20 protein-coding genes are annotated in these 17,952 nt (G+C 52.6%); 9 read left to right on the top strand and 11 right to left on the bottom strand.

Annotated features, from left to right (window positions below):
• Positions 1-64: 64 nt before the first annotated feature.
• Positions 65-2,152 (bottom strand): potassium-transporting ATPase subunit KdpB, encoded by a 2,088-nt coding sequence (gene kdpB, locus ACAW87_RS07985; protein WP_370722847.1) that lies wholly within the window; start codon positions 2,150-2,152, stop codon positions 65-67.
• Positions 2,153-2,154: 2 nt separating this feature from the next.
• Here kdpB and ACAW87_RS07980 point away from each other — a divergent pair, with 2 nt between their 5' ends.
• Positions 2,155-2,478, top strand: a complete 324-nt coding sequence (locus ACAW87_RS07980; protein WP_370722846.1) for a hypothetical protein — start codon at positions 2,155-2,157, stop codon at positions 2,476-2,478.
• Positions 2,475-2,825, top strand: coding sequence for a toxin-antitoxin system TumE family protein (locus tag ACAW87_RS07975; protein ID WP_370722845.1), 351 nt, complete (start codon positions 2,475-2,477; stop codon positions 2,823-2,825). The genes ACAW87_RS07980 and ACAW87_RS07975 overlap by 4 nt, the downstream gene beginning before the upstream one ends.
• On the opposite strand, the gene kdpA is transcribed toward ACAW87_RS07975, so the two are convergent.
• Entirely contained in the window at positions 2,812-4,527 is a 1,716-nt protein-coding gene (gene kdpA, locus ACAW87_RS07970; RefSeq protein ID WP_370722844.1) for a potassium-transporting ATPase subunit KdpA, read from the bottom strand. The two genes, ACAW87_RS07975 and kdpA, sit on opposite strands and share 14 nt — an antisense overlap.
• Positions 4,528-4,664: 137 nt before the next feature.
• Positions 4,665-4,745, bottom strand: a complete 81-nt coding sequence (locus ACAW87_RS07965) for a potassium-transporting ATPase subunit F (RefSeq protein WP_207329144.1) — start codon at positions 4,743-4,745, stop codon at positions 4,665-4,667.
• A gap of 564 nt (positions 4,746-5,309) precedes the next feature.
• On the opposite strand from ACAW87_RS07965, the gene ACAW87_RS07960 reads away from it, so the two are divergent.
• A complete protein-coding gene (locus ACAW87_RS07960; RefSeq protein WP_370723408.1) occupies positions 5,310-7,247 on the top strand; it encodes a KUP/HAK/KT family potassium transporter in 1,938 nt (645 codons plus the stop codon).
• Between the two features lie 21 nt (positions 7,248-7,268).
• Here ACAW87_RS07960 and ACAW87_RS07955 read toward each other — a convergent pair whose 3' ends face one another.
• From ACAW87_RS07955 to ACAW87_RS07920, 8 genes are all read right to left on the bottom strand, one after another.
• Complete coding sequence (locus ACAW87_RS07955; RefSeq protein ID WP_370722843.1) at positions 7,269-7,613, bottom strand: HepT-like ribonuclease domain-containing protein; 345 nt, start codon at positions 7,611-7,613, stop codon at positions 7,269-7,271.
• Complete coding sequence (locus tag ACAW87_RS07950) at positions 7,606-7,902, bottom strand: nucleotidyltransferase family protein (protein WP_370722842.1); 297 nt, start codon at positions 7,900-7,902, stop codon at positions 7,606-7,608. The genes ACAW87_RS07955 and ACAW87_RS07950 overlap by 8 nt, the downstream gene beginning before the upstream one ends.
• A 101-nt stretch (positions 7,903-8,003) precedes the next feature.
• Positions 8,004-8,567: a DUF4256 domain-containing protein gene (locus tag ACAW87_RS07945; RefSeq protein WP_370722841.1), complete on the bottom strand. Its 564-nt coding sequence runs from the start codon at positions 8,565-8,567 to the stop codon at positions 8,004-8,006.
• A 42-nt stretch (positions 8,568-8,609) separates the two neighbouring features.
• Complete coding sequence (gene map, locus ACAW87_RS07940) at positions 8,610-9,374, bottom strand: type I methionyl aminopeptidase (RefSeq protein WP_370722840.1); 765 nt, start codon at positions 9,372-9,374, stop codon at positions 8,610-8,612.
• A 44-nt stretch (positions 9,375-9,418) separates the two neighbouring features.
• Entirely contained in the window at positions 9,419-10,759 is a 1,341-nt protein-coding gene (locus ACAW87_RS07935; RefSeq protein ID WP_370722839.1) for a sigma-54-dependent transcriptional regulator, read from the bottom strand.
• A gap of 349 nt (positions 10,760-11,108) precedes the next feature.
• Positions 11,109-11,873 carry an SDR family NAD(P)-dependent oxidoreductase gene (locus ACAW87_RS07930; RefSeq protein WP_370722838.1) on the bottom strand — a complete coding sequence of 255 codons (765 nt, stop codon included), beginning with the start codon at positions 11,871-11,873 and terminating at the stop codon, positions 11,109-11,111.
• Positions 11,874-11,948: 75 nt separating this feature from the next.
• On the bottom strand, positions 11,949-12,350 hold the full coding sequence (locus ACAW87_RS07925; protein WP_370722837.1) for a hypothetical protein: 402 nt from the start codon (positions 12,348-12,350) through the stop codon (positions 11,949-11,951).
• Between the two features lie 75 nt (positions 12,351-12,425).
• Complete coding sequence (locus ACAW87_RS07920) at positions 12,426-12,962, bottom strand: NUDIX hydrolase (protein ID WP_370722836.1); 537 nt, start codon at positions 12,960-12,962, stop codon at positions 12,426-12,428.
• A gap of 89 nt (positions 12,963-13,051) precedes the next feature.
• Here ACAW87_RS07920 and ACAW87_RS07915 point away from each other — a divergent pair, with 89 nt between their 5' ends.
• The 6 genes from ACAW87_RS07915 to ACAW87_RS07890 all read left to right on the top strand — a co-directional run bounded on the left by ACAW87_RS07915 (position 13,052) and on the right by ACAW87_RS07890 (position 17,864).
• On the top strand, positions 13,052-13,954 hold the full coding sequence (locus ACAW87_RS07915; protein ID WP_370722835.1) for a DUF2911 domain-containing protein: 903 nt from the start codon (positions 13,052-13,054) through the stop codon (positions 13,952-13,954).
• A 263-nt stretch (positions 13,955-14,217) separates the two neighbouring features.
• On the top strand, positions 14,218-15,570 hold the full coding sequence (gene mgtE / locus ACAW87_RS07910; protein ID WP_370722834.1) for a magnesium transporter: 1,353 nt from the start codon (positions 14,218-14,220) through the stop codon (positions 15,568-15,570).
• A gap of 18 nt (positions 15,571-15,588) precedes the next feature.
• On the top strand, positions 15,589-16,059 hold the full coding sequence (locus tag ACAW87_RS07905) for a GNAT family N-acetyltransferase (RefSeq protein ID WP_370722833.1): 471 nt from the start codon (positions 15,589-15,591) through the stop codon (positions 16,057-16,059).
• A 75-nt stretch (positions 16,060-16,134) separates the two neighbouring features.
• Complete coding sequence (locus ACAW87_RS07900; protein WP_370722832.1) at positions 16,135-16,560, top strand: Xre family toxin-antitoxin system antitoxin; 426 nt, start codon at positions 16,135-16,137, stop codon at positions 16,558-16,560.
• Positions 16,560-17,018, top strand: coding sequence for an RES family NAD+ phosphorylase (locus ACAW87_RS07895; RefSeq protein WP_370722831.1), 459 nt, complete (start codon positions 16,560-16,562; stop codon positions 17,016-17,018). The genes ACAW87_RS07900 and ACAW87_RS07895 overlap by 1 nt, the downstream gene beginning before the upstream one ends.
• Before the next feature lie 81 nt (positions 17,019-17,099).
• Positions 17,100-17,864: an MBL fold metallo-hydrolase gene (locus ACAW87_RS07890; RefSeq protein ID WP_370722830.1), complete on the top strand. Its 765-nt coding sequence runs from the start codon at positions 17,100-17,102 to the stop codon at positions 17,862-17,864.
• Positions 17,865-17,952 lie beyond the last annotated feature (88 nt).

The following is a 17,952-nucleotide window of genomic DNA, read 5'->3' as shown; positions in this document are numbered from 1 at the left end:
CGCAGGCAATCAATGGCTATTAATGACAATAAATGACGTAAAGCGGATGACGATTAATGACAGTTTAAACAAATAGCCCCACGACTAAATCGAGTAGCTTAATCCCGATGAAGGGCGCTACCAGACCGCCGAAGCCGTAGATAAACAGGTTGCGGCGAAGCAGCGCCGACGCACCGATGGGCTTGTATTCAACCCCGCGAAGGGCCAGCGGAATCAGCATCGGAATGATGATCGCGTTGAAGATCACGGCCGACAAAATCGCCGATTCGGGACTGTGCAGTTTCATGACGTTGATGGCCTGCAGGGCCGGAATGCTGCCGACAAACAGTGCAGGCACAATGGCGAAATATTTGGCGACGTCGTTGGCAATGGAGAAGGTCGTCAACGTACCCCGCGTAATAAGGAGTTGCTTTCCGATCTCAACCACTTCGATCAGCTTGGTCGGGTCATTATCCAGATCGACCATATTACCGGCTTCTTTGGCGGCCTGCGTACCCGAGTTCATTGCCACCCCTACGTCGGCTTGCGCCAGCGCGGGCGCATCGTTGGTCCCGTCGCCCATCATTGCCACCAGTTTACCACCGGTTTGCTCGTTGCGGATGTACTGCATCTTATCTTCCGGCTTGGCTTCGGCAATGAAATCATCAACGCCTGCTTTCCCGGCAATAAATCGGGCTGTCAGTGGGTTATCGCCGGTGACCATCACCGTTTTCACGCCCATTTTACGCAGCCGGTCAAAGCGTTCGGCAATACCAGGTTTGATGATGTCCTGCAATTCCACGACACCCATTACCCGCTCATTTTCGGTTACTACCAGCGGCGTACCGCCATTGCCAGCAATCTCTTTGGCCTTCGCGTCCGTTTCGTTCGGAAACTGATTACCCGCCTTCGTCACGATGTTCCGAATCGAATCAACGGCACCTTTACGAATGCGTAGCGAGCCACCATCCCGTGCGGCATCGGGCATATCGATCCCCGACGAGCGCGTTTCGGCCGTGAACTTGATCATCGTTGACCCGGTCGTGCTCAGGTTCCGCGTTACATCGCTCCCGGCCAGTTCCACAATCGACTTCCCTTCGGGCGTTTCATCGGCCAGCGAACTCAGTGCCGACGCCCGAATCATCTCAGCCTGATCGATGCCTGGTGCCGCGTAGAAGTGGGTGGCTTTCCGGTTACCGATTGTGATCGTACCCGTTTTGTCGAGCAACAGCACGTCGATGTCACCCGCCGTTTCGACCGCCCGGCCCGACTTGGCAATAACGTTGGCCCGCAGGGCGCGGTCCATCCCCGCAATACCGATGGCCGATAGTAGCCCACCAATGGTTGTTGGAATAAGGCAGACAAACAGCGAAATCAACGCGGCTACGGTGATGGGCGTGTTGGCGTAATCGGCGAAAGGTTTTAGGGCCACACAAACGATGATGAAGATGAGCGTGAAGCCCGCCAGCAAAATTGTCAAGGCGATTTCGTTGGGTGTTTTCTGCCGCGAAGCCCCTTCAACCAGCGCAATCATCTTATCAAGAAACGACTCACCGGGCTGGGTAGTCACCCGCACTTTGATCTTATCAGACAGCACCTTAGTCCCACCCGTAACCGACGATTTATCACCGCCCGCTTCCCGAATCACCGGGGCTGATTCGCCCGTGATGGCCGATTCGTCGATGGTGGCAAGCCCTTCGATGATCTCGCCATCAGAGGGGATAATATCGCCGGGTTCGCAAAGAAACACATCGCCTTTTTGAAGTTGAGCCGACGAAATAACCGTTATTTCTTCCCTGCCCCCTGCTCTTTGCCCACCGCTTATTTTCTTCGCGGGCGTTTCCTGCCGGGTTTTCCGCAGCGATTCAGCCTGGGCTTTACCCCGTGCTTCGGCGATCGCCTCGGCGAAGTTGGCAAACAGTACCGTGAGCAGCAGAATGATTGTAATCACGCTGTTGTAGACCAATGTGCCCTGGGTTGTATCGCCCGAGATGGCGATATAGATCGTCACGGCCAGCATGATCAGCGTGCCGATTTCGACCGTAAACATCACCGGATTCTTGATCAGATCAGCCGGATTCAGTTTCGTGAATGATTGTTTTATGGCCGCCCCCACCAAGTCGGATTGGAACAGAGAGGTGTTGCGGCTAGTTGACGAATTTTGGGTTGCCATTTTTGTTATCTTTAAAAAAAGGTTTTGTTATGACGGTTGAGCAGGTTTCCATAGAGCAGATTTTCCATGAGATGGGGTACACGTCCAGTACTGACTATGCCATTAAAAAGGCACGGGAAGAGCTATTGCGTGAGCTCAAAGTGTGTCTGGAACGGATTGAAGTGTTTGAAACGAAGTACAGTATGGGTTACGACGATTTCTTTAGACGCTTCAATGAACTCACACAGTTCGGTCTTTTCGAACGAGAAGACGACATCATGGATTGGCGTGCTGAGCTTGCTGTACTACGGGGCGTTGAAAAGCGACTTATGCGCCTCACTGTATGACCCACAACCTGTACCCATTTAGCCACATTATACTAGCTTCTACAGCGCTTGATCCCATTGAACGGCCAGACCTTACTCAGGTACGTGGTCGGATTACATTTGTTGACCAATCCGTTTTGCACATTCGGGAGAATTATGTCATTCTGTTAGATCGGATCGACTACGCTTATCAATGGCAAACGGCCGACCATCAACTCATTCACCGCTGGGACAACGCACATCCGGTTTCTCTTCCCACGTCACCACATCACCAGCACCAGGGTTCGGAAGAAAACGTAGTCGCTTCAGAGCCGATGACGCTACAGAAAGTCCTCACCTTCATTTCCACTCAACTTACTTCAAGCTGAAATACTCCGCCAGCGGTCCCAGCGCCAGGGCGGGGAAGAACGACAGAGCCGTGATGATGATGATAACGGCGAAGGTCATCAGACCAAACGTTGGTGTATCAGTAGGCAACGTACCTGCGCTTTGGGGTACGAACTTCTTGTCGGCCAGCAGACCGGCAATGGTTACCGGACCAATGATCGGAATGAACCGCCCGAAGATCAGGACAATGCCCGTGCTGACGTTCCAGAAAACGTTATTGTCGCCCAGCCCTTCGAAGCCCGAACCGTTGTTGGCGTTGGCCGAGGTGAACTCGTACAGCATCTCCGTGAAACCATGATAACCGGGGTTGTTCAGCCAGGCCGACGGTTTCACCGCCCAATCCGCATTAGGGTAGTTGACCGTGATCCAGGCCGCAATGGCTACACCGCCTTTCACTAGCAACGTACTGAGCAGGGCCACCATCGAGGCAATCTTGATCTCCCGCGCTTCTACTTTACGGCCGAACAACTCCGGCGTACGGCCTACCATCAGCCCCGAGATAAAGACAGCGATGATCAGGTAGTAGTAGTAGTTCAGGAAGCCGACACCGCAACCGCCGTAGAAGGCGTTGGTCATCATACCCAGCAGTTGCATAGTACCCGATAAGGCCATCGACGAATCGTGCATGGAGTTGACCGACCCCGTCGATATGATCGTGGTGACGATGCTCCAGTACGCCGAGGAAAGCGGCCCAAACCGGACTTCTTTGCCTTCCATGGCCCCTGTTGGCTGCATCACGCCGAGTTGCGCAATGGCCGGGTTGCCGTGAAATTCGGTAATCAACGTCGGGATCACGAGCAGCAGAAAACCGCTGGTCATCACGCCGAATACGATCCACGAAAACCGTTTGCGGTTGATCATGTAGCCCAGCGCGAAGAGCATAATGATTGGCAGCATTACCTGCGCAATCAGCTCGGCCATGTTGGTCAGGTAGTTCGGATTTTCGAGCGGGTGAGCCGAGTTAACGCCAAAATACCCACCGCCGTTGGTGCCCAGGTGTTTGATACCAATCAGCCCCGCCGCCGGTCCGCGCGACACGTTGACGGTATCGCCCTCCATCGAGATGAACTGGTCTTTGCCGTCGAAGCTGGCAGGCGTTCCGTTGAACGCCAGAATCAGCGCCACAATGAACGACGCAGGCAACAGTAATCGGGTAATCGCTTTCGTAAAATACACGTAGAAGTTGCCCGACAGATTGGTTTTTTCGGGCAGGAACGCCCGCACCACCAGCACCAGCGCGGCAATACCCGTCGCCGCCGATACAAACATCAGGAAGTTAATTACCCCAAGCTGAGTCAGGTACGTTAGCCCGGATTCGCCCGAGTAGTGCTGCAAATCGCAGTTAACCATGAAGCTGATGGCCGTATTAAAGGCCAGATCCGGAGTCATCGACGGGTTACCATCGGGGTTCAGCGGCAGCCCCGCCTGCGACAGGAGCATCATAAAGGCATAGACGAACCAGACGGCGTTGATGGTCAACAGGGCCACCAGGTTCTCTTTCCAGGTCATGTCCCGTTTAGCGTCGACACCCCCAATTCGGAAGATGAAGCGTTCGATCGGAGCCATGAAATCAAGGGCGTTGGGTTCGCCCCTGAAAATCTTGCCGACGACCTTTCCAAGCGGAATAGCCAGCAGCAGAGTAATCAGGTACGTTGCCAGAACGCCAAGTAATTCAGTATTCATATAGATTGATTGTCATTAATTGTCATTAGGTTACGCCGTCATTAAGTAGTCATTTGTTGTCAGTAATGGTCATTCGTTGAAAAACAATAAATGACCACCAATGACCACTTAATGACAGCGCAGCGTAATGACATTTCTTAAAATTTCTCCGGTCGGATCAGCACATACAGCATGTAGGCGAAGACCAGAAGTGAGATGATGAACAGGATGGTGAGCATGGCTAGACTTTTTCAAACCATTCGATGGCTTTGTAGAAAATGGCGAAACAGAGGAACGCCGAGAGAAGCAGAAGCAAGGTTGTGCCCATGAGGACGGTTGATTTGTTTGATTACGGTCAGGGTATGCCAAAAAGAGGCCCAGTCTTGCCAACACAATCGCTTCACAGCGATAACTAACTCATTATCAATAATTTATTTTAACATAAAATTATCAGAAGCTCAATTCTACACGCCCTGTTTTTTCATTTTGGAAAGGCAGGTTTACCATTTTGGAAAAAAATCGGTGCCTAAAACCATTAATTGCGGTTATTTCCGCATTGGCACGATATTCGGGTAAGCGGAATGTGTAGATGCTTCGCGAGCTAGGCCCTTCGACAGGCTCAGGGTGACAATACACATCCAGCCAGTGAATGACGATCTTGAGTGGGATTGTCACCCTGAGCCCGTCGAAGGGACGCGCGAAAGCAACCTAGCTCGCAAAGCAAATCCAGCAAAAACTCCAACGTACCCAACCCCAAATAAATACCCCTCTTGAGCTCACACTCCAACCACACCATTGACAAAATGACGGCGGCCGGCCTGCTGGTAGCCGTTGGTATCGTTTTCGGCGATATCGGCACGTCGCCGCTGTATACCTACCGCGCTATTATTGAAGACCGGGTCGTTGATGAAACCCTGGCGCTGGGCGGCGTATCGGCCATTTTCTGGACACTCACCTTCCAGACTACGCTCAAATACGTACTGCTCACCCTCAGGGCTGACAACAACGGGGAAGGCGGCATTTTTTCGCTCTATACGCTCATCCGGCGGTACGGAAAATGGCTGCTGTTTCCAGCCATTGCGGGCGGTAGCTTCCTGATCGCCGACAGCATCATTACGCCCCCCATCTCGGTATCGTCGGCCATCGAAGGACTATTACCGCTTTATCCCGACCTACCCACGGTGCCTATTGTGCTAGCCATCATCTTCCTGCTGTTTGCCGCACAACAGATAGGCACCGACAAGCTGGGCAAAGCTTTTGGTCCCATCATGACCATCTGGTTCACCATGATTGGCCTGATGGGCGCGGTGCAACTAGCCAAAAATCCGGCTGTGCTTCGGGCGCTCAACCCCGCCTATGCCTACGACATGATCGTGAATTACCCCGACGGATTCTGGCTGTTGGGTGGCGTTTTCCTGTGCTCTACCGGGGCCGAAGCACTCTATTCTGACATGGGTCACGTGGGACGGCGGAACGTGCAGGTGTCGTGGTTCTACGTCAAAATCTGCCTTATTCTCTGCTACCTGGGTCAGGCGGCGTGGCTGCTCGACCATATGGGAAAACCGCTGGGTACGTTGAACTCGTTCTTCGGCCTAGTGCCCGACTGGTTCATGCTGCCCAGCATCGGCATTGCCACGCTGGCCACTATCATTGCCTCGCAGGCGCTCATCAGTGGCACATTTACGCTCGTATCCGAGGCGTTCCGACTGACGTTGCTGCCCAAAATGCGGATCGTTTTCCCCTCCAACGCGCGCGGACAGGTCTACATCCCGGCGTTTAACTGGCTGCTGATGACGGGCTGTTTCGTGGTGGTGCTCTACTTCCGCGAGTCGAAAAACATGGAGGCGGCGTTCGGGCTATCGGTGAACCTGACCATGCTGACCACGACCGTGTTGCTGGGCATGTACCTCTACGCCAAAAAGCGGGTCAACGGCCTGATTGTGGTGGGACTGCTACTGATTTACTTCTTCATCGAAGGCGGCTTCCTGATTGCCAACCTGCGGAAATTCACGCATGGCGGCTGGGTATCGCTGTTGCTGGGGGCAATCATGCTAACAATCATGCTAGTTTGGCACAACGGCAGCCGCATCAAACGCCGCCTTACCCAGTTCATCAGCCTGCGCGATCACCTGCCCCTGTTACGGCAACTGAGCAGCGACACCAACGTACCCAAATACGCCACCAATCTGGTATACCTGACGGCTTCGCCCCAACCCCAACAAATTGAAGAACAGATTCTCGACTCTATTCTCGGCGGTATGCCCAAGCGCGCCGACGTGTATTGGCTCATCCACGTGGAGTTGGTCGACGAACCGTTTACAACCGAGTACACGGTTGACATTCTGGAGCCGGAAGACGTGGTGCGCATCACCTTCAGACTAGGTTTCCGGGTGCAACCACGCATCAACCTGTTGTTCCGGAAAGTAGTGGAAGAATTGGTACGTTGCCACGAGATTAACCTGAAACCAAAATACCGAACCCTGAAAACCCACCCCGATTCGATCGGCGATTTCCGGTTTGTGGTCATCAATCGCTTCCTCTCCTACGAGAACGACCTCGACAGCCTCGATACCTTCGTGATGAACGGCTATTTCGGCCTGAAACGCCTAAGCCTAGCCGACGAACGCGCCTACGGCCTAGACACCCAAAACGTAGCCACCGAGCAAGTCCCCCTTGTCGTCAACCCCGTCAATTCCATCCGTTTACGACGCGTGAAAGGGAAGGGTGAAGTGGATGGATAACAACTACTTCAGCAACCACGGTTACGCTTGTTCTTTATTAAGTACTTCATGAATTTGGGAGGACAGTTCTGGTATTTTATTTTTCAGCACATCCCAGACAATCGAATAGTTTACACCAATATAGTCGTGAATGAGCCTATCTCGCATACCGGCCATATTTTTCCACTGAATGAAGCTCCACTTTAATTTAAAATCAACGGGTATCTTTTTTGTGGCCTCACCAATAATTTCCAGACTTCTGACAACAGCGCGTTTTAACGTTTCATCTTCCAAAAACGTATCCTTGGATAAATCAGCGCTTACGGAAAGTAGATACTCGCATTCGTCAGCAATATGTTTTAGAAACTCAATAGGCTCCTTATACATAGATGACGTCGTTTAGAATCTTTGGCCCGATGTATTTGCTTAACCCTTTCTTTGTGACTACCTCAATTTTTTCATTTTTGAATAGCTTTTCGAAAACATCATAAACAGCCATAAAATTATCGAAATTCTCTTGCTCAGGATCAAAATCAATCAATAAGTCTATATCACTTTTAGGGGTTTGCTCATTTCTGATATACGAGCCAAAAAGACCAATTGTAGACACGCCATATGCCGACAAAACGGGCTTACTATTTTTCAAGATCGATAATATATTTTCTTTCGTTGTCATTAATCACTAACGGCTTACTCACAAATATTTTTACACTTCTCACTCGCTCGACAATCAACATCGATTCCTAAATATACACAGTTACTGCTTTATACAATCGGTCAGACCTTCAGTAAACCCCGGAACCCTCGGGCGGCGTAGTACGACTGGGCACCGTTGTGGTATACGAAGACTTGACCGTAACGGAAATCGGCGAAGAGGGCACCGCCCAGCTTTCTGATGGCGGCCGGGGTGCTTAGCCAACTAGACGTTTTGGCATCGAACGTACCCAGGCGTTGCAGGGCACGGTATTGGTCTTCATCCAACAGGTCGATGCCCATGTTCGCGGCCATGTCAATTGCGTTGTGTTCGGGTCGGTTGTCTTTTCTTGATTCCAGTCCAGCGAGGTCGTAACACGTGCTTCGGCGGCCTAGAGGGCTTTCGGCTGAGCAATCGCAAAACAGGTATTCGCCCGTCTGCTTGTCATAGCCAATCACGTCCGGTTCGCCGCCGGTGCGCTCCATTTCGTAAAGCGACCACAGTTTGTCGGGGTTTGCCGTCAGCTTCGCCTGTATTGGTGCCCATTCCAGCCCCTCATGGCGGCTAGCGTTTTTCTCGAAACGGGCTTGTAGGGTACTGAGCAGTTCGCCAAGCAATGCGGTTGACAATGACTTCGTGGTAGACATGGGCCTAAAGTGCTCGGTTTATCTTGTAAGCGTTTGGTTACTTTAATTCCAAATGTCATTCATAGCCGTCAGTATAATCGGTTTACCGTCGGTGACCACAATGGTATGCTCGTGTTGGGCCATGAAACCACCTTTGTTACCGACCATTGTCCATCCGTCTTTCAACGTTTCGGCATAGGTAGAGGTCGTGGAAATGAACGTCTCAACAGCCACGACCGAGTTTTTCCGGAACCTGCCCAAATTCGACCGATCTCTGAAATTGGCTATTTCGTTGGGTTCTTCGTGCAGGCTTCTGCCTACGCCGTGGCCGGTCAGGTTTTTAATGACCCGGTAGCCTCGTTTCTTCGCTTCGGTTTCAATCAACGCGCCGATATCCGCAATACGCACGCCGCCTTTTATCGAATGAATGGCTCTATACAAAATCTGCTTCGACGCCTCGATGAGCTTCTGGTGCTGATTTATATCGTTGCCTACTACAAACGACCCACCATTATCTGACCAAAAACCGTCCAGCTCTGCCGACACGTCGATGTTGATCAGATCGCCTTCGTTCAATACGCGTTTGTCGGAAGGTATACCGTGGCAAAATTCGTTGTTTACGCTGATGCACGTCCATCCCGGAAAACCATACGTCACGTAGGGAGCTGATTTAGCGCCCAGCTCATTCAGGAGTTTCCCGCCGTAGTCGTCTAATTCTTTAGTGGTCATGCCCGGCTGGGCGTAGTTCCGCATCTCTTTCAGCGTGAGCGCAACGGCTTCACTTGCCTTCTGCATGCCAATTAACTCGGCCTCTCTTGTTATTGACATCGTTGTTTTTCAGTTCGTTGTTTTAAGGACTATTCAGATGCAAGCTACCCATCAAGTCCGTACTCCTGTATCTTCCGGTACAGGGTTGTCAGGCCGATGCCGAGGAGGCGGGCGGCTTCGGGTTTCTGGCCGTTGGTGTGGCGTAGAACGTACCTGATATGTTGTTTCTCAACAGTAGCCAGATCGAACGTACCTGCGTTGGCCGATGCCCCGCCCGTTTGCAGGTCGAAAGGCAAGGTGTCGGGTGTTAGTTCAGCGGTGTCTGAGAGGATCACGGCGCGCTCAATCACGTTTTTTAACTCGCGGATATTGCCCTTCCAGGTGTGTTGCTGAAGTTTCTGCACAAAGGAGGGGCTAAGCCGTACCTCGCGCTTGCCAATCTTGGTGCCTACCTGCCGCGCAAATTGAGCGGCGAGTTCGGCAATGTCCTGCGGACGGTCGCGGAGAGGCGGCAACTCAATGGTGAACACCGAGAGGCGGTAGTAGAGATCGAGGCGAAAATGACCGGCGCTGGCTTCCTGTTCCAGACTCCGGTTGGTGGCAGCAATCACCCGCACATCGGTTTTCGTGGGTTTGGTATCGCCCACGCGCAGAAACTCGTGGGTTTCGAGTACGCGCAGGAGTTTGGCCTGTAGGTCGAGCGGCATTTCGCCAATTTCGTCCAGAAAAATCGTGCCTTTGTGGGCTTCGGCAAACAACCCTTTCTGATCGCGGCTGGCCCCGGTAAACGCCCCCGCGCGGTGGCCAAACAGCTCACTTTCCAGAATATCCTTGCCCAGCGCCCCGCAGTTAATCGCCACGAACGTACCTGAACGGCGCGGACTAGCCCCGTGAATAGCCTGTGCAAAAACCTCTTTACCCGTGCCGGTCTCACCCGTTAGCAACACGGTAGTGTCGGTCACGGCCACGCGTTGCGCCAGCGAAATAGCTTGCTTAATGGCGCTGGACGTACCTACGATCTTCGCAAAATCGGTGCGTTCGTTAATTTGCGCCTCCAGCTTTCGTACCCGGAACTGCAACTGCGCTTTCTCCACCGCCCGGCTCACCAGCGGAATGATCCGGTCGTTGTCGTCGCCTTTGGTGATGTAGTCGAACGCGCCGTTTTTAATGGCCGTCACCCCATCGGCAATGGTGCCGTAGGCGGTGAGCACAATGACTTCGGTGGCGGGGTACAGTTGTTTGATCTGCGCCGTGAGTTCAATACCGTTCTTATCGGGCAGTTTCACGTCGCTTAGCACCAGATGCACCTCTTCCCGCTCCAGCGTTTTCAAGCCGGCGCGGGCATTTTCGGCTTCCAGCACGGTGTAGCCTTCAAGGCTTAAAATCCGGGCCAGCAAACCACGAAGCCGGGCTTCGTCATCGATAATAAGCAGGGTAGCAGGCAAAGGAAGAGCACGTTGATTTGCCCGTAAAAGTACAGCGTTTTGGGATGTCGGATTGGGGGTATCGGATTTCGGATTTTTGCTGACGCCCGCTGACGCCGCTGGCTGGCGCGAGCATTTGCTCGTGCCTATCATGTCGCAAGCATTCGCTTGTACAGCGCGAAAGCGCAATACGGTAGCTGGATACATTTTTTGCTCTACCAAATTGCGCTTTCGCGCTGTGCAAGCGAATGCTTGCGACATGAAAGACACGAGCAAATGCTCGCGCCAGCCAGCGGCGTCAGCAAAAATTCAACCGCATCGGTGGACCGATCTAATATCCGAAATCCGATATCCCCAGTCCAAAATCCCTTTACATCGCCGCCATGCCGCCGTCGACGGTATACTGGGCACCGGTGATGAACGTGGCTTCGTCGGAGGCCAGGAACAACACCAGATTCACTACGTCTTCTTCTTTGGCGTAGCGTTTCAGCGGAATAGCGTCGGCAAATTGCTTGTGTGCGGCGGTTCCCTGTCCTGGGGCAAAACCTTCTTCCAGCGACCGCATCATCCGGTTATCCACCGGTGAGGGGTGCACAGTATTCACGCGGATGTTGTGGGCGGCTCCTTCCAGCGCGGCCACTTTCATGAGGCCAACCGTAGCGTGTTTGCTCGTCACGTAGGCCACCACATTGGGCGTACCACCCAAACCAGCTACCGACGAGGTGATAATAATGCTACCGCCGCCATGCTCCTGCATAACCGGCATTACGTATTTCATGCCCAGCCAAACGCCCAGCACGTTTACGTCCATCACTTTACGGAACAGGTCTTCCGGGTACTCGGTCAGAGGCATCACTTTCCCTTCAATGCCCGCGTTGTTGAAAAACACATCGATACCGCCCAGCTTCTCTTTCGCTACCTCGACATACCGTTGCACGTCGTCGGCTTTCGACACATCGGCCTGGCAATAGAAAACCCGGCCAACCAGCCGCTCGGCCGTTTCTTTCAGGGTAGCCTCGTCTAAATCGACGAGCAATACGCTGGCTCCTTCGTTCAAAAACGTTTGGGCTGCCGCCGATCCAATACCTCCTGAGCCGCCTGTAATGACGACCCGTTTTGCTTGTAAGCGATTCATACCTTTTGATTTTAAACTAGTTAGGGTATAAACAAAAAAAGCCACCCTGTGGTGGCTCCTTCTGCGAAGTTCCGGTTAATTACCAGTCGATGTACCGGTGGTGTCAGCACCTTTCCGGGCGCGTTTCCGGGCAACAGATCCGTTCTCGTCTGCACTGATCGATGGCTTCTGCATTTTATAATTCCGGTTGGCCAAATTCTCATCGGGCGTGTGCGGAACGGTTACGCCGCCAACGGGTGGTTGGCCGGGGCGCTGATTTTTATAGTTCGACAACCGGGTATCCTGCGGCAACGGAGCCTGCACCGATACACCTTCTTTCTCTTCCCAGGTACGTGCCGCCGCCGCTTTGTTCGGATGCTTGTAGTTGTGGGTCGAATAGGTGTGATCTTTCCGGGTTTTCTCGTTCACCTGCGCATCGGCAGGCAAGCTATAGGCTAACAGGCCAAAGCCCATCAGGAGTGTGGTTAGCGTTTTCATGTTGTTCTGTGGTTTTGTTGTTACAAACTTACTGCACTTGATTAACTATAGAACAAGACGATAAACCCCTCTGTTTCAGCCCCCAATTTTAGCCTTTCTGACCATTCTGCTGATTGATTCAGAGTCACACAAACGTTCGGCTTCGGCCATTGTTACCCATCGTATTTCTTTCACTTCGCGGTTTTCACCAAATTTTATTTCCTTATTAGAATTCCATTGGAATCTAATGTCGTAGTGCAAATGCTCCGGTACCTCGCCACGGGCGGGTATGGTGTGTATATCCACGTCGAAAATAGACGGGCTTGCCAGCGTCAGATCGGGTAGTTCAGTTTCTTCTCCCGCCTCCTGCCGCGACACCTCAACAATATCCGGGTTACCGTCGGCATGACCACCAGGCTGGAACCACCGGTCGAGTTTACGGTGATGGATCAAGACCACCTGCGATTCGTCGGGCGAGGTAATCCAGGCCGAACCGGTGATGTGGCCGATCAGCAATGACCGTTCCAGGTGATTGGGGTTCGCTTCCACAAAAGCAATGGTTCGGGCCGTCATGTCGGCTTCGTTGGCATCAGCCGGTTTATGTTGCCGAAGCAGGGTCAATAAGTCAGTCATGGGTTGCATCATCGGCGGTGTTACCACCGACTTCCATTTTTTCCAGCTAATTTCGTGGCGAAACTAACAGACCAAACACACTCTGTACCATGAAAAAAATGATGCTTTCGGCCATTGGCCTTGTGCTGGTAGCCCAACTAGCTACTGCTCAGATCAGAACGCCGTCGCCAAGTCCCGCCGCTACGGTGATGCAAACGATCGGCGTTACCGACGTGACCGTGAAATATTCGCGCCCCAGCCTGAAAGGACGTACCCCGTTTACCGGTGAATTTGTACCAGCCGGCAAGGTATGGCGTACCGGAGCCAACGGAGCCACCGCCTTTACCACCACTACCGATGTGATGGTGAATGGCAAAACGCTGCCCGCCGGCTCATACGCGATTCTGTCTATTCCAACCACGGCGGCAGAATGGACCCTGATTTTCACGAAAGATATGGCCGTAACCGAGCAGAGTTACAAGCAGGATGCTGATGTGTTGCGCGTACCCATGACGGCGACCAAAACTGGCGACAAAGCAGAGACGTTCACCATTGGTTTCAGCAGTGTTACCGACAGCAGCGCTAACATGGACATTATGTGGGCCGATATGAAAGCGTCGACGAACCTGATGGTGAACACTTCGGCTAACGCCGCCGCCTCGGTCGACAAAGCCGTTGCCGAAAAGCCCGATGACGTGAACACGCTGACCGCTGCCGCCAGCTACAACCTCACCAAAGGCCGTAATCTGGAACAGTCACTATCATACGTCGACAAAGCCATTGCTGCCAAGGAAACGTACCGCAACCTGTGGTTGAAATCACAGATTCTGGCCAAAATGGGCAAATATGCCGATGCTATGCCACTAGCTCAGAAAGCCCTGACTATGGGCGAAACGTCGGGCGATGCCTCGTTCTCGTTTTTCAAAGACGCTATTGCCAAAGGCGTAACCGAATACCAGTCGAAAATGCCGGTTGCCGTTCCTGCCATGAAAGGCAAGAAAAAGAAGGCATAACGTACCTGACTTTTTGTGAAAGCCCGTTAGCGTAGTTGCTGACGGGCTTTTTTGTGACTCCCGCCATTCTATTACTCTACCTATCGGAACAGGTAACCGGAAACGCGGGTTAACCCGTTGGCAGGAAGCTTTACAATAAATAGGCCGTTTGTTTACTTAAACCGCTGAGCGGGTGGCGTAGTAGCACCGAAGCTCCAGCTTCGGTAGTCATTGGCTGGTTTACCATTACCGAAGCTGGAGCTTCGGTGTTACAACACTACGCCGTGACTTTTGAACTAACCAAAGACTATCTCGACCGGATTCAGACGGCCATTGAGACCAGCGACGATGACATGCTTCGCGCTGAGATGGAAGAGTTATATCCGGCCGATATTTCGGGTATTCTCTACGAACTCGACACCGAATCGGCCCGTTACCTGCTGAATCTGCTCGACCGGGGTGTTGGTGCCGAAATCATCGCTAACCTCGACGATTCGATCCGCGACAAGTTTATCGGGTCGTTTACGGCGGTTGACCTGGCCCCGTTCGTTGAAGAAATGGATTCCGATGATGCCGTGGATTTGCTTAACGAGCAATCTATTCAGGTACGTGAAGAGGTAATTGGTCTGCTTGAAGACCGTGAACAGGCCCGATTCATTATCGACCTGCTCCACTACGACGAAGACGTAGCGGGCGGCCTGATGCAGAAAGAGTTAATCAAGGTCAATGTCAACACCAACGTCAACCAGTGCATCGAAGAGATTCGGCAGCAGGCCGAAGACGTGGAGAAAGTGTACTCCGTTTATGTAGTCGACGATGCGGGTATTCTGCTTGGTTTTGTATCGCTGAAAAAGCTGGTACTGGCCCGGAAATACACCAAAATCGCCGATCTATACGAGCAGGATGTAGTATCGGTTGAAACCTACCGGCCTGTTGACGAAGTAGCCGAGATCATGCAGAAATATGACCTCGACGCTATTCCCGTTGTCAATGTGCAGGGCCGGTTATTAGGACTCATCACCATCGATGACGTAGTCGACGTGATCACCGAACAGGCCGAAGACGACATTCAGGCCATTTCGGGTTTATCGGGCGAGGTTGAAGAAGATGATACGCTCTGGGTACGTGCCAAAGCGCAGTTACCCTGGCTGGTAGCCGGTGCGGCGGGTAGCCTGATGGCGGCTACAGTAATTAACGGGTTTCAGAGTGAACTGGGCAAAGTGGCCGCGCTGGCCGCGTTCATTCCTATTATCGGGTCAACGGGCGGTAACGTGGGCATTCAGACTGCCTCGCTGATTGTACAGAGCCTTTCCGATACGTCCGGGCTCACTTATTCGCTGGGGCAACGGCTACTGCGCACGCTGGTGCTGGCCCTGGTCAACGGCGCGGTGGTAGGCCTCATGGCTGGTTGCTATACGTTATTAATCGGTGAACCACGCCTGTTTCCGGTGGTGAGTCTGTCGCTGCTGAGCGTGGTGATGCTGGCCTCGTTCATGGGCACCATTACTCCCCTCCTGCTCGACCGTATTGGCATTAACCCGGCTGTTGCCTCCGGCCCGTTCATCACCACCGCCAACGACCTCATCGGCATCGGCGTTTACTTCAGCATCGCTACTTATTTGCTGGCTGAACTATAAACGTATCTCTAGTTCACAATGGCCATTACCTATCACACCTTTGCTGGCGTATTACCAGAGCTCATTCTGCATCAACTACTTGACCTGCTCACCCGAATCTTCGTCAATCAATCGCGGGAAGAGTGGCGGGCTGACCTAATGCAGAAAACGGCAACGTACCTTGATTTTCAGACCTTGCTGGCCATCGATGATAACCAGGTAATAGGTTGTAAGCTTGGGTATGCCTGGCAACCGGATGGGCAACCAACCACCACATTCTACAGTTGGCTGGGCGGAGTCGATCCGGCATATCGGGGGCAGGGTGTGGCCGGCGAACTGATGCGACTGCAACACGAGGTATGCCGGGCTCGAGGCTACCATACTGTCAGAACGCATACCTACAATCAGTGGCGCGATATGCTGATACTAAATCTCCGTCACGATTTCCAGATCGTGGGTACTCAACCCGGCAAACGCGGACTGACCATTATACTGGAGAAGACGCTGTAAACGGCTGGAAGGCATAGCATCAACTTTTTTACGACAGTTGTCGTTATATTTACGACAACTGCCGGTTATACGTTTATGAGCACGCCATTGATCAATAGTCATTTCGACCAGAAAACTAATCTAGCAGCGTATTCCATGCTCGAATTGGTCGATTTAAGCAGGCAAGGGATTCCCAAACAGGTGGTTATACAGCTATCAGAAGCTTTGTCGATAAGTAATCCGGTAATGCTTGCTGCGCTGCATATATCGGAACGTACCTGGCAACGATACACGGCTACCAAGCTCTTGCCGCAAGATGTGACCGAACGAGCTTTGCAACTGACGTCACTCTATCAAAAGGGTGAAGAGGTATTTGGACAAGCTGAAAAATTCAGAAACTGGATGCAGTATCCCAATCCTGTTTTCGACGGTAAAAAACCGATCGATCTCCTGGATAGTCTGTATGGCTTTCGGGCTATTGAAGACGAGTTAGTTCGGATAGATTATGGTGTGTTGGCCTGATGAACGTTTATCGATTAGCAAGCGCCCGGCGGGCTAATGACTTATCTGGTGAAGGTGCCCGCCGAGTGGGTGGGCGTTGGAATAGCATAGGAACAGCGGTTGTCTACACAGCTAGTTCCAGAGCGCTGGCAACGCTGGAAGTATTGGTGCATACGCCGTTGGCCTTTGTGCCCGATAACTACCGGATGCTTACGCTTAGTTTGCCCGAAGATTCAATACAAACGCTTCCCCTCGACAGGCTTCCCAAGGGATGGAATGGCTTGAATCCCCCTCTGATGGTGAAGCAACTGATCGATAAGTGGATCTACGATAATCAATTTCTAGTCTTGAAAGTACCATCAGCCGTTGTAGAGGGTGATTTTAATCTTCTGATAAATCCCATGCATCCCCGAATGTCGGAAGTTCAAATCACCGATAATCGACCTTACACGTTTGATACGCGGTTATTCAGATCCTAAATTAGTCTCCAGCTGGCTACTCTCGTTACCAATACCCTCCGTCATGGCCCCGTTGACGGGCATCAGTTTGGCTATGCGCGGTTGCCGTGGCCAAGGCCCGTTCCGGTCTGGACCTATTATGTAGATGGACTGCTAATCGATACCGGATCGCGGCACACACAGCGGGAGGTAATCCAGACTTACGAAACGTACCCAATCCGGCAAATTGCGCTGACGCATTTCCACGAAGATCATGCTGCCAATGCGGCTCCGCTGGCCCGTGCGCATCAATGCCCGGTGCGTTGCGGCCCGCTTACGGCCCAACTGATTCAGGAACCATACCGATTACTTCCTTACGAACACTACTGGTTTGGCCCCATTGCCCCCTGCTCAGCGGCGGTGGGCGTTACCGTGCTGGGTACGTTCCCCGAACCGTTTGAGACCGATCGTCACCGGTTTATTCCTATACCAACATTAGGCCATTCAGCCGATCATCACGTCTTGCTCGAACCCAACGAGGGCTGGCTGTTTGCGGGTGATTTTTACGTGGGCAACCTGCGCATTTTCAGGCGGGGCGAAAACATCTACCAACAGATCGAAACCGCCCGACACGTAATGACCCTTGATTTCGATACGCTTTTCTGCGGTCATAAACCCGTACTGAAAGGTGGTAAAGCCGCTGTTCAGCGAAAGATCGATCATCTCCAGCGCCTCGTCGACCAATCGTTGGCCGGGGCCGCACAAGGTTTATCCGAAGCAGCCATTGTACGCCGGGTAGGCCTGCGCGAAGACTGGTTCATGCGGTTATTCACCAGCAACGATGTAGCCGCCACATACCTGGTCAGGTCGGCGTTGCGGGATTGTTAGTTTGTGGTTTGTAGTCTGTGTTTTGTAGCGGTCCGCCGCTGCGGTGCGTTGCTTGTCACGGCTTGGCTGATTAGCAACGCACCGCAGC

The sequence above is a fragment of the Fibrella aquatica genome (assembly GCF_041321135.1).
Classification (GTDB): domain Bacteria; phylum Bacteroidota; class Bacteroidia; order Cytophagales; family Spirosomataceae; genus Fibrella; species Fibrella aquatica.
The sequence above is the reverse complement of the archived record's forward strand: the minus strand, read 5'-3'. Positions and strand labels throughout refer to the sequence as shown.

Excerpts from the sequence above, each read along its gene's own strand:
- ACAW87_RS07975 (WP_370722845.1), top strand. The coding sequence starts at position 2,475 with ATGACCCACAACCTGTACCCATTTAGCCACATTATACTAGCTTCTACA.
- ACAW87_RS07930 (WP_370722838.1), bottom strand. The coding sequence starts at position 11,873 with ATGAATCGCTTACAAGCAAAACGGGTCGTCATTACAGGCGGCTCAGGA.
- kdpA (WP_370722844.1), bottom strand. The coding sequence starts at position 4,527 with ATGAATACTGAATTACTTGGCGTTCTGGCAACGTACCTGATTACTCTG.
- ACAW87_RS07915 (WP_370722835.1), top strand. The coding sequence starts at position 13,052 with ATGAAAAAAATGATGCTTTCGGCCATTGGCCTTGTGCTGGTAGCCCAA.
- map (WP_370722840.1), bottom strand. The coding sequence starts at position 9,374 with ATGTCAATAACAAGAGAGGCCGAGTTAATTGGCATGCAGAAGGCAAGT.
- kdpB (WP_370722847.1), bottom strand. The coding sequence starts at position 2,152 with ATGGCAACCCAAAATTCGTCAACTAGCCGCAACACCTCTCTGTTCCAA.
- ACAW87_RS07920 (WP_370722836.1), bottom strand. The coding sequence starts at position 12,962 with ATGACTGACTTATTGACCCTGCTTCGGCAACATAAACCGGCTGATGCC.
- ACAW87_RS07900 (WP_370722832.1), top strand. The coding sequence starts at position 16,135 with ATGAGCACGCCATTGATCAATAGTCATTTCGACCAGAAAACTAATCTA.
- ACAW87_RS07955 (WP_370722843.1), bottom strand. The coding sequence starts at position 7,613 with ATGTATAAGGAGCCTATTGAGTTTCTAAAACATATTGCTGACGAATGC.
- ACAW87_RS07965 (WP_207329144.1), bottom strand. The coding sequence starts at position 4,745 with ATGCTCACCATCCTGTTCATCATCTCACTTCTGGTCTTCGCCTACATG.
- ACAW87_RS07905 (WP_370722833.1), top strand. The coding sequence starts at position 15,589 with ATGGCCATTACCTATCACACCTTTGCTGGCGTATTACCAGAGCTCATT.
- ACAW87_RS07960 (WP_370723408.1), top strand. The coding sequence starts at position 5,310 with ATGACGGCGGCCGGCCTGCTGGTAGCCGTTGGTATCGTTTTCGGCGAT.
- ACAW87_RS07895 (WP_370722831.1), top strand. The coding sequence starts at position 16,560 with ATGAACGTTTATCGATTAGCAAGCGCCCGGCGGGCTAATGACTTATCT.
- ACAW87_RS07925 (WP_370722837.1), bottom strand. The coding sequence starts at position 12,350 with ATGAAAACGCTAACCACACTCCTGATGGGCTTTGGCCTGTTAGCCTAT.
- ACAW87_RS07950 (WP_370722842.1), bottom strand. The coding sequence starts at position 7,902 with ATGACAACGAAAGAAAATATATTATCGATCTTGAAAAATAGTAAGCCC.
- ACAW87_RS07945 (WP_370722841.1), bottom strand. The coding sequence starts at position 8,567 with ATGTCTACCACGAAGTCATTGTCAACCGCATTGCTTGGCGAACTGCTC.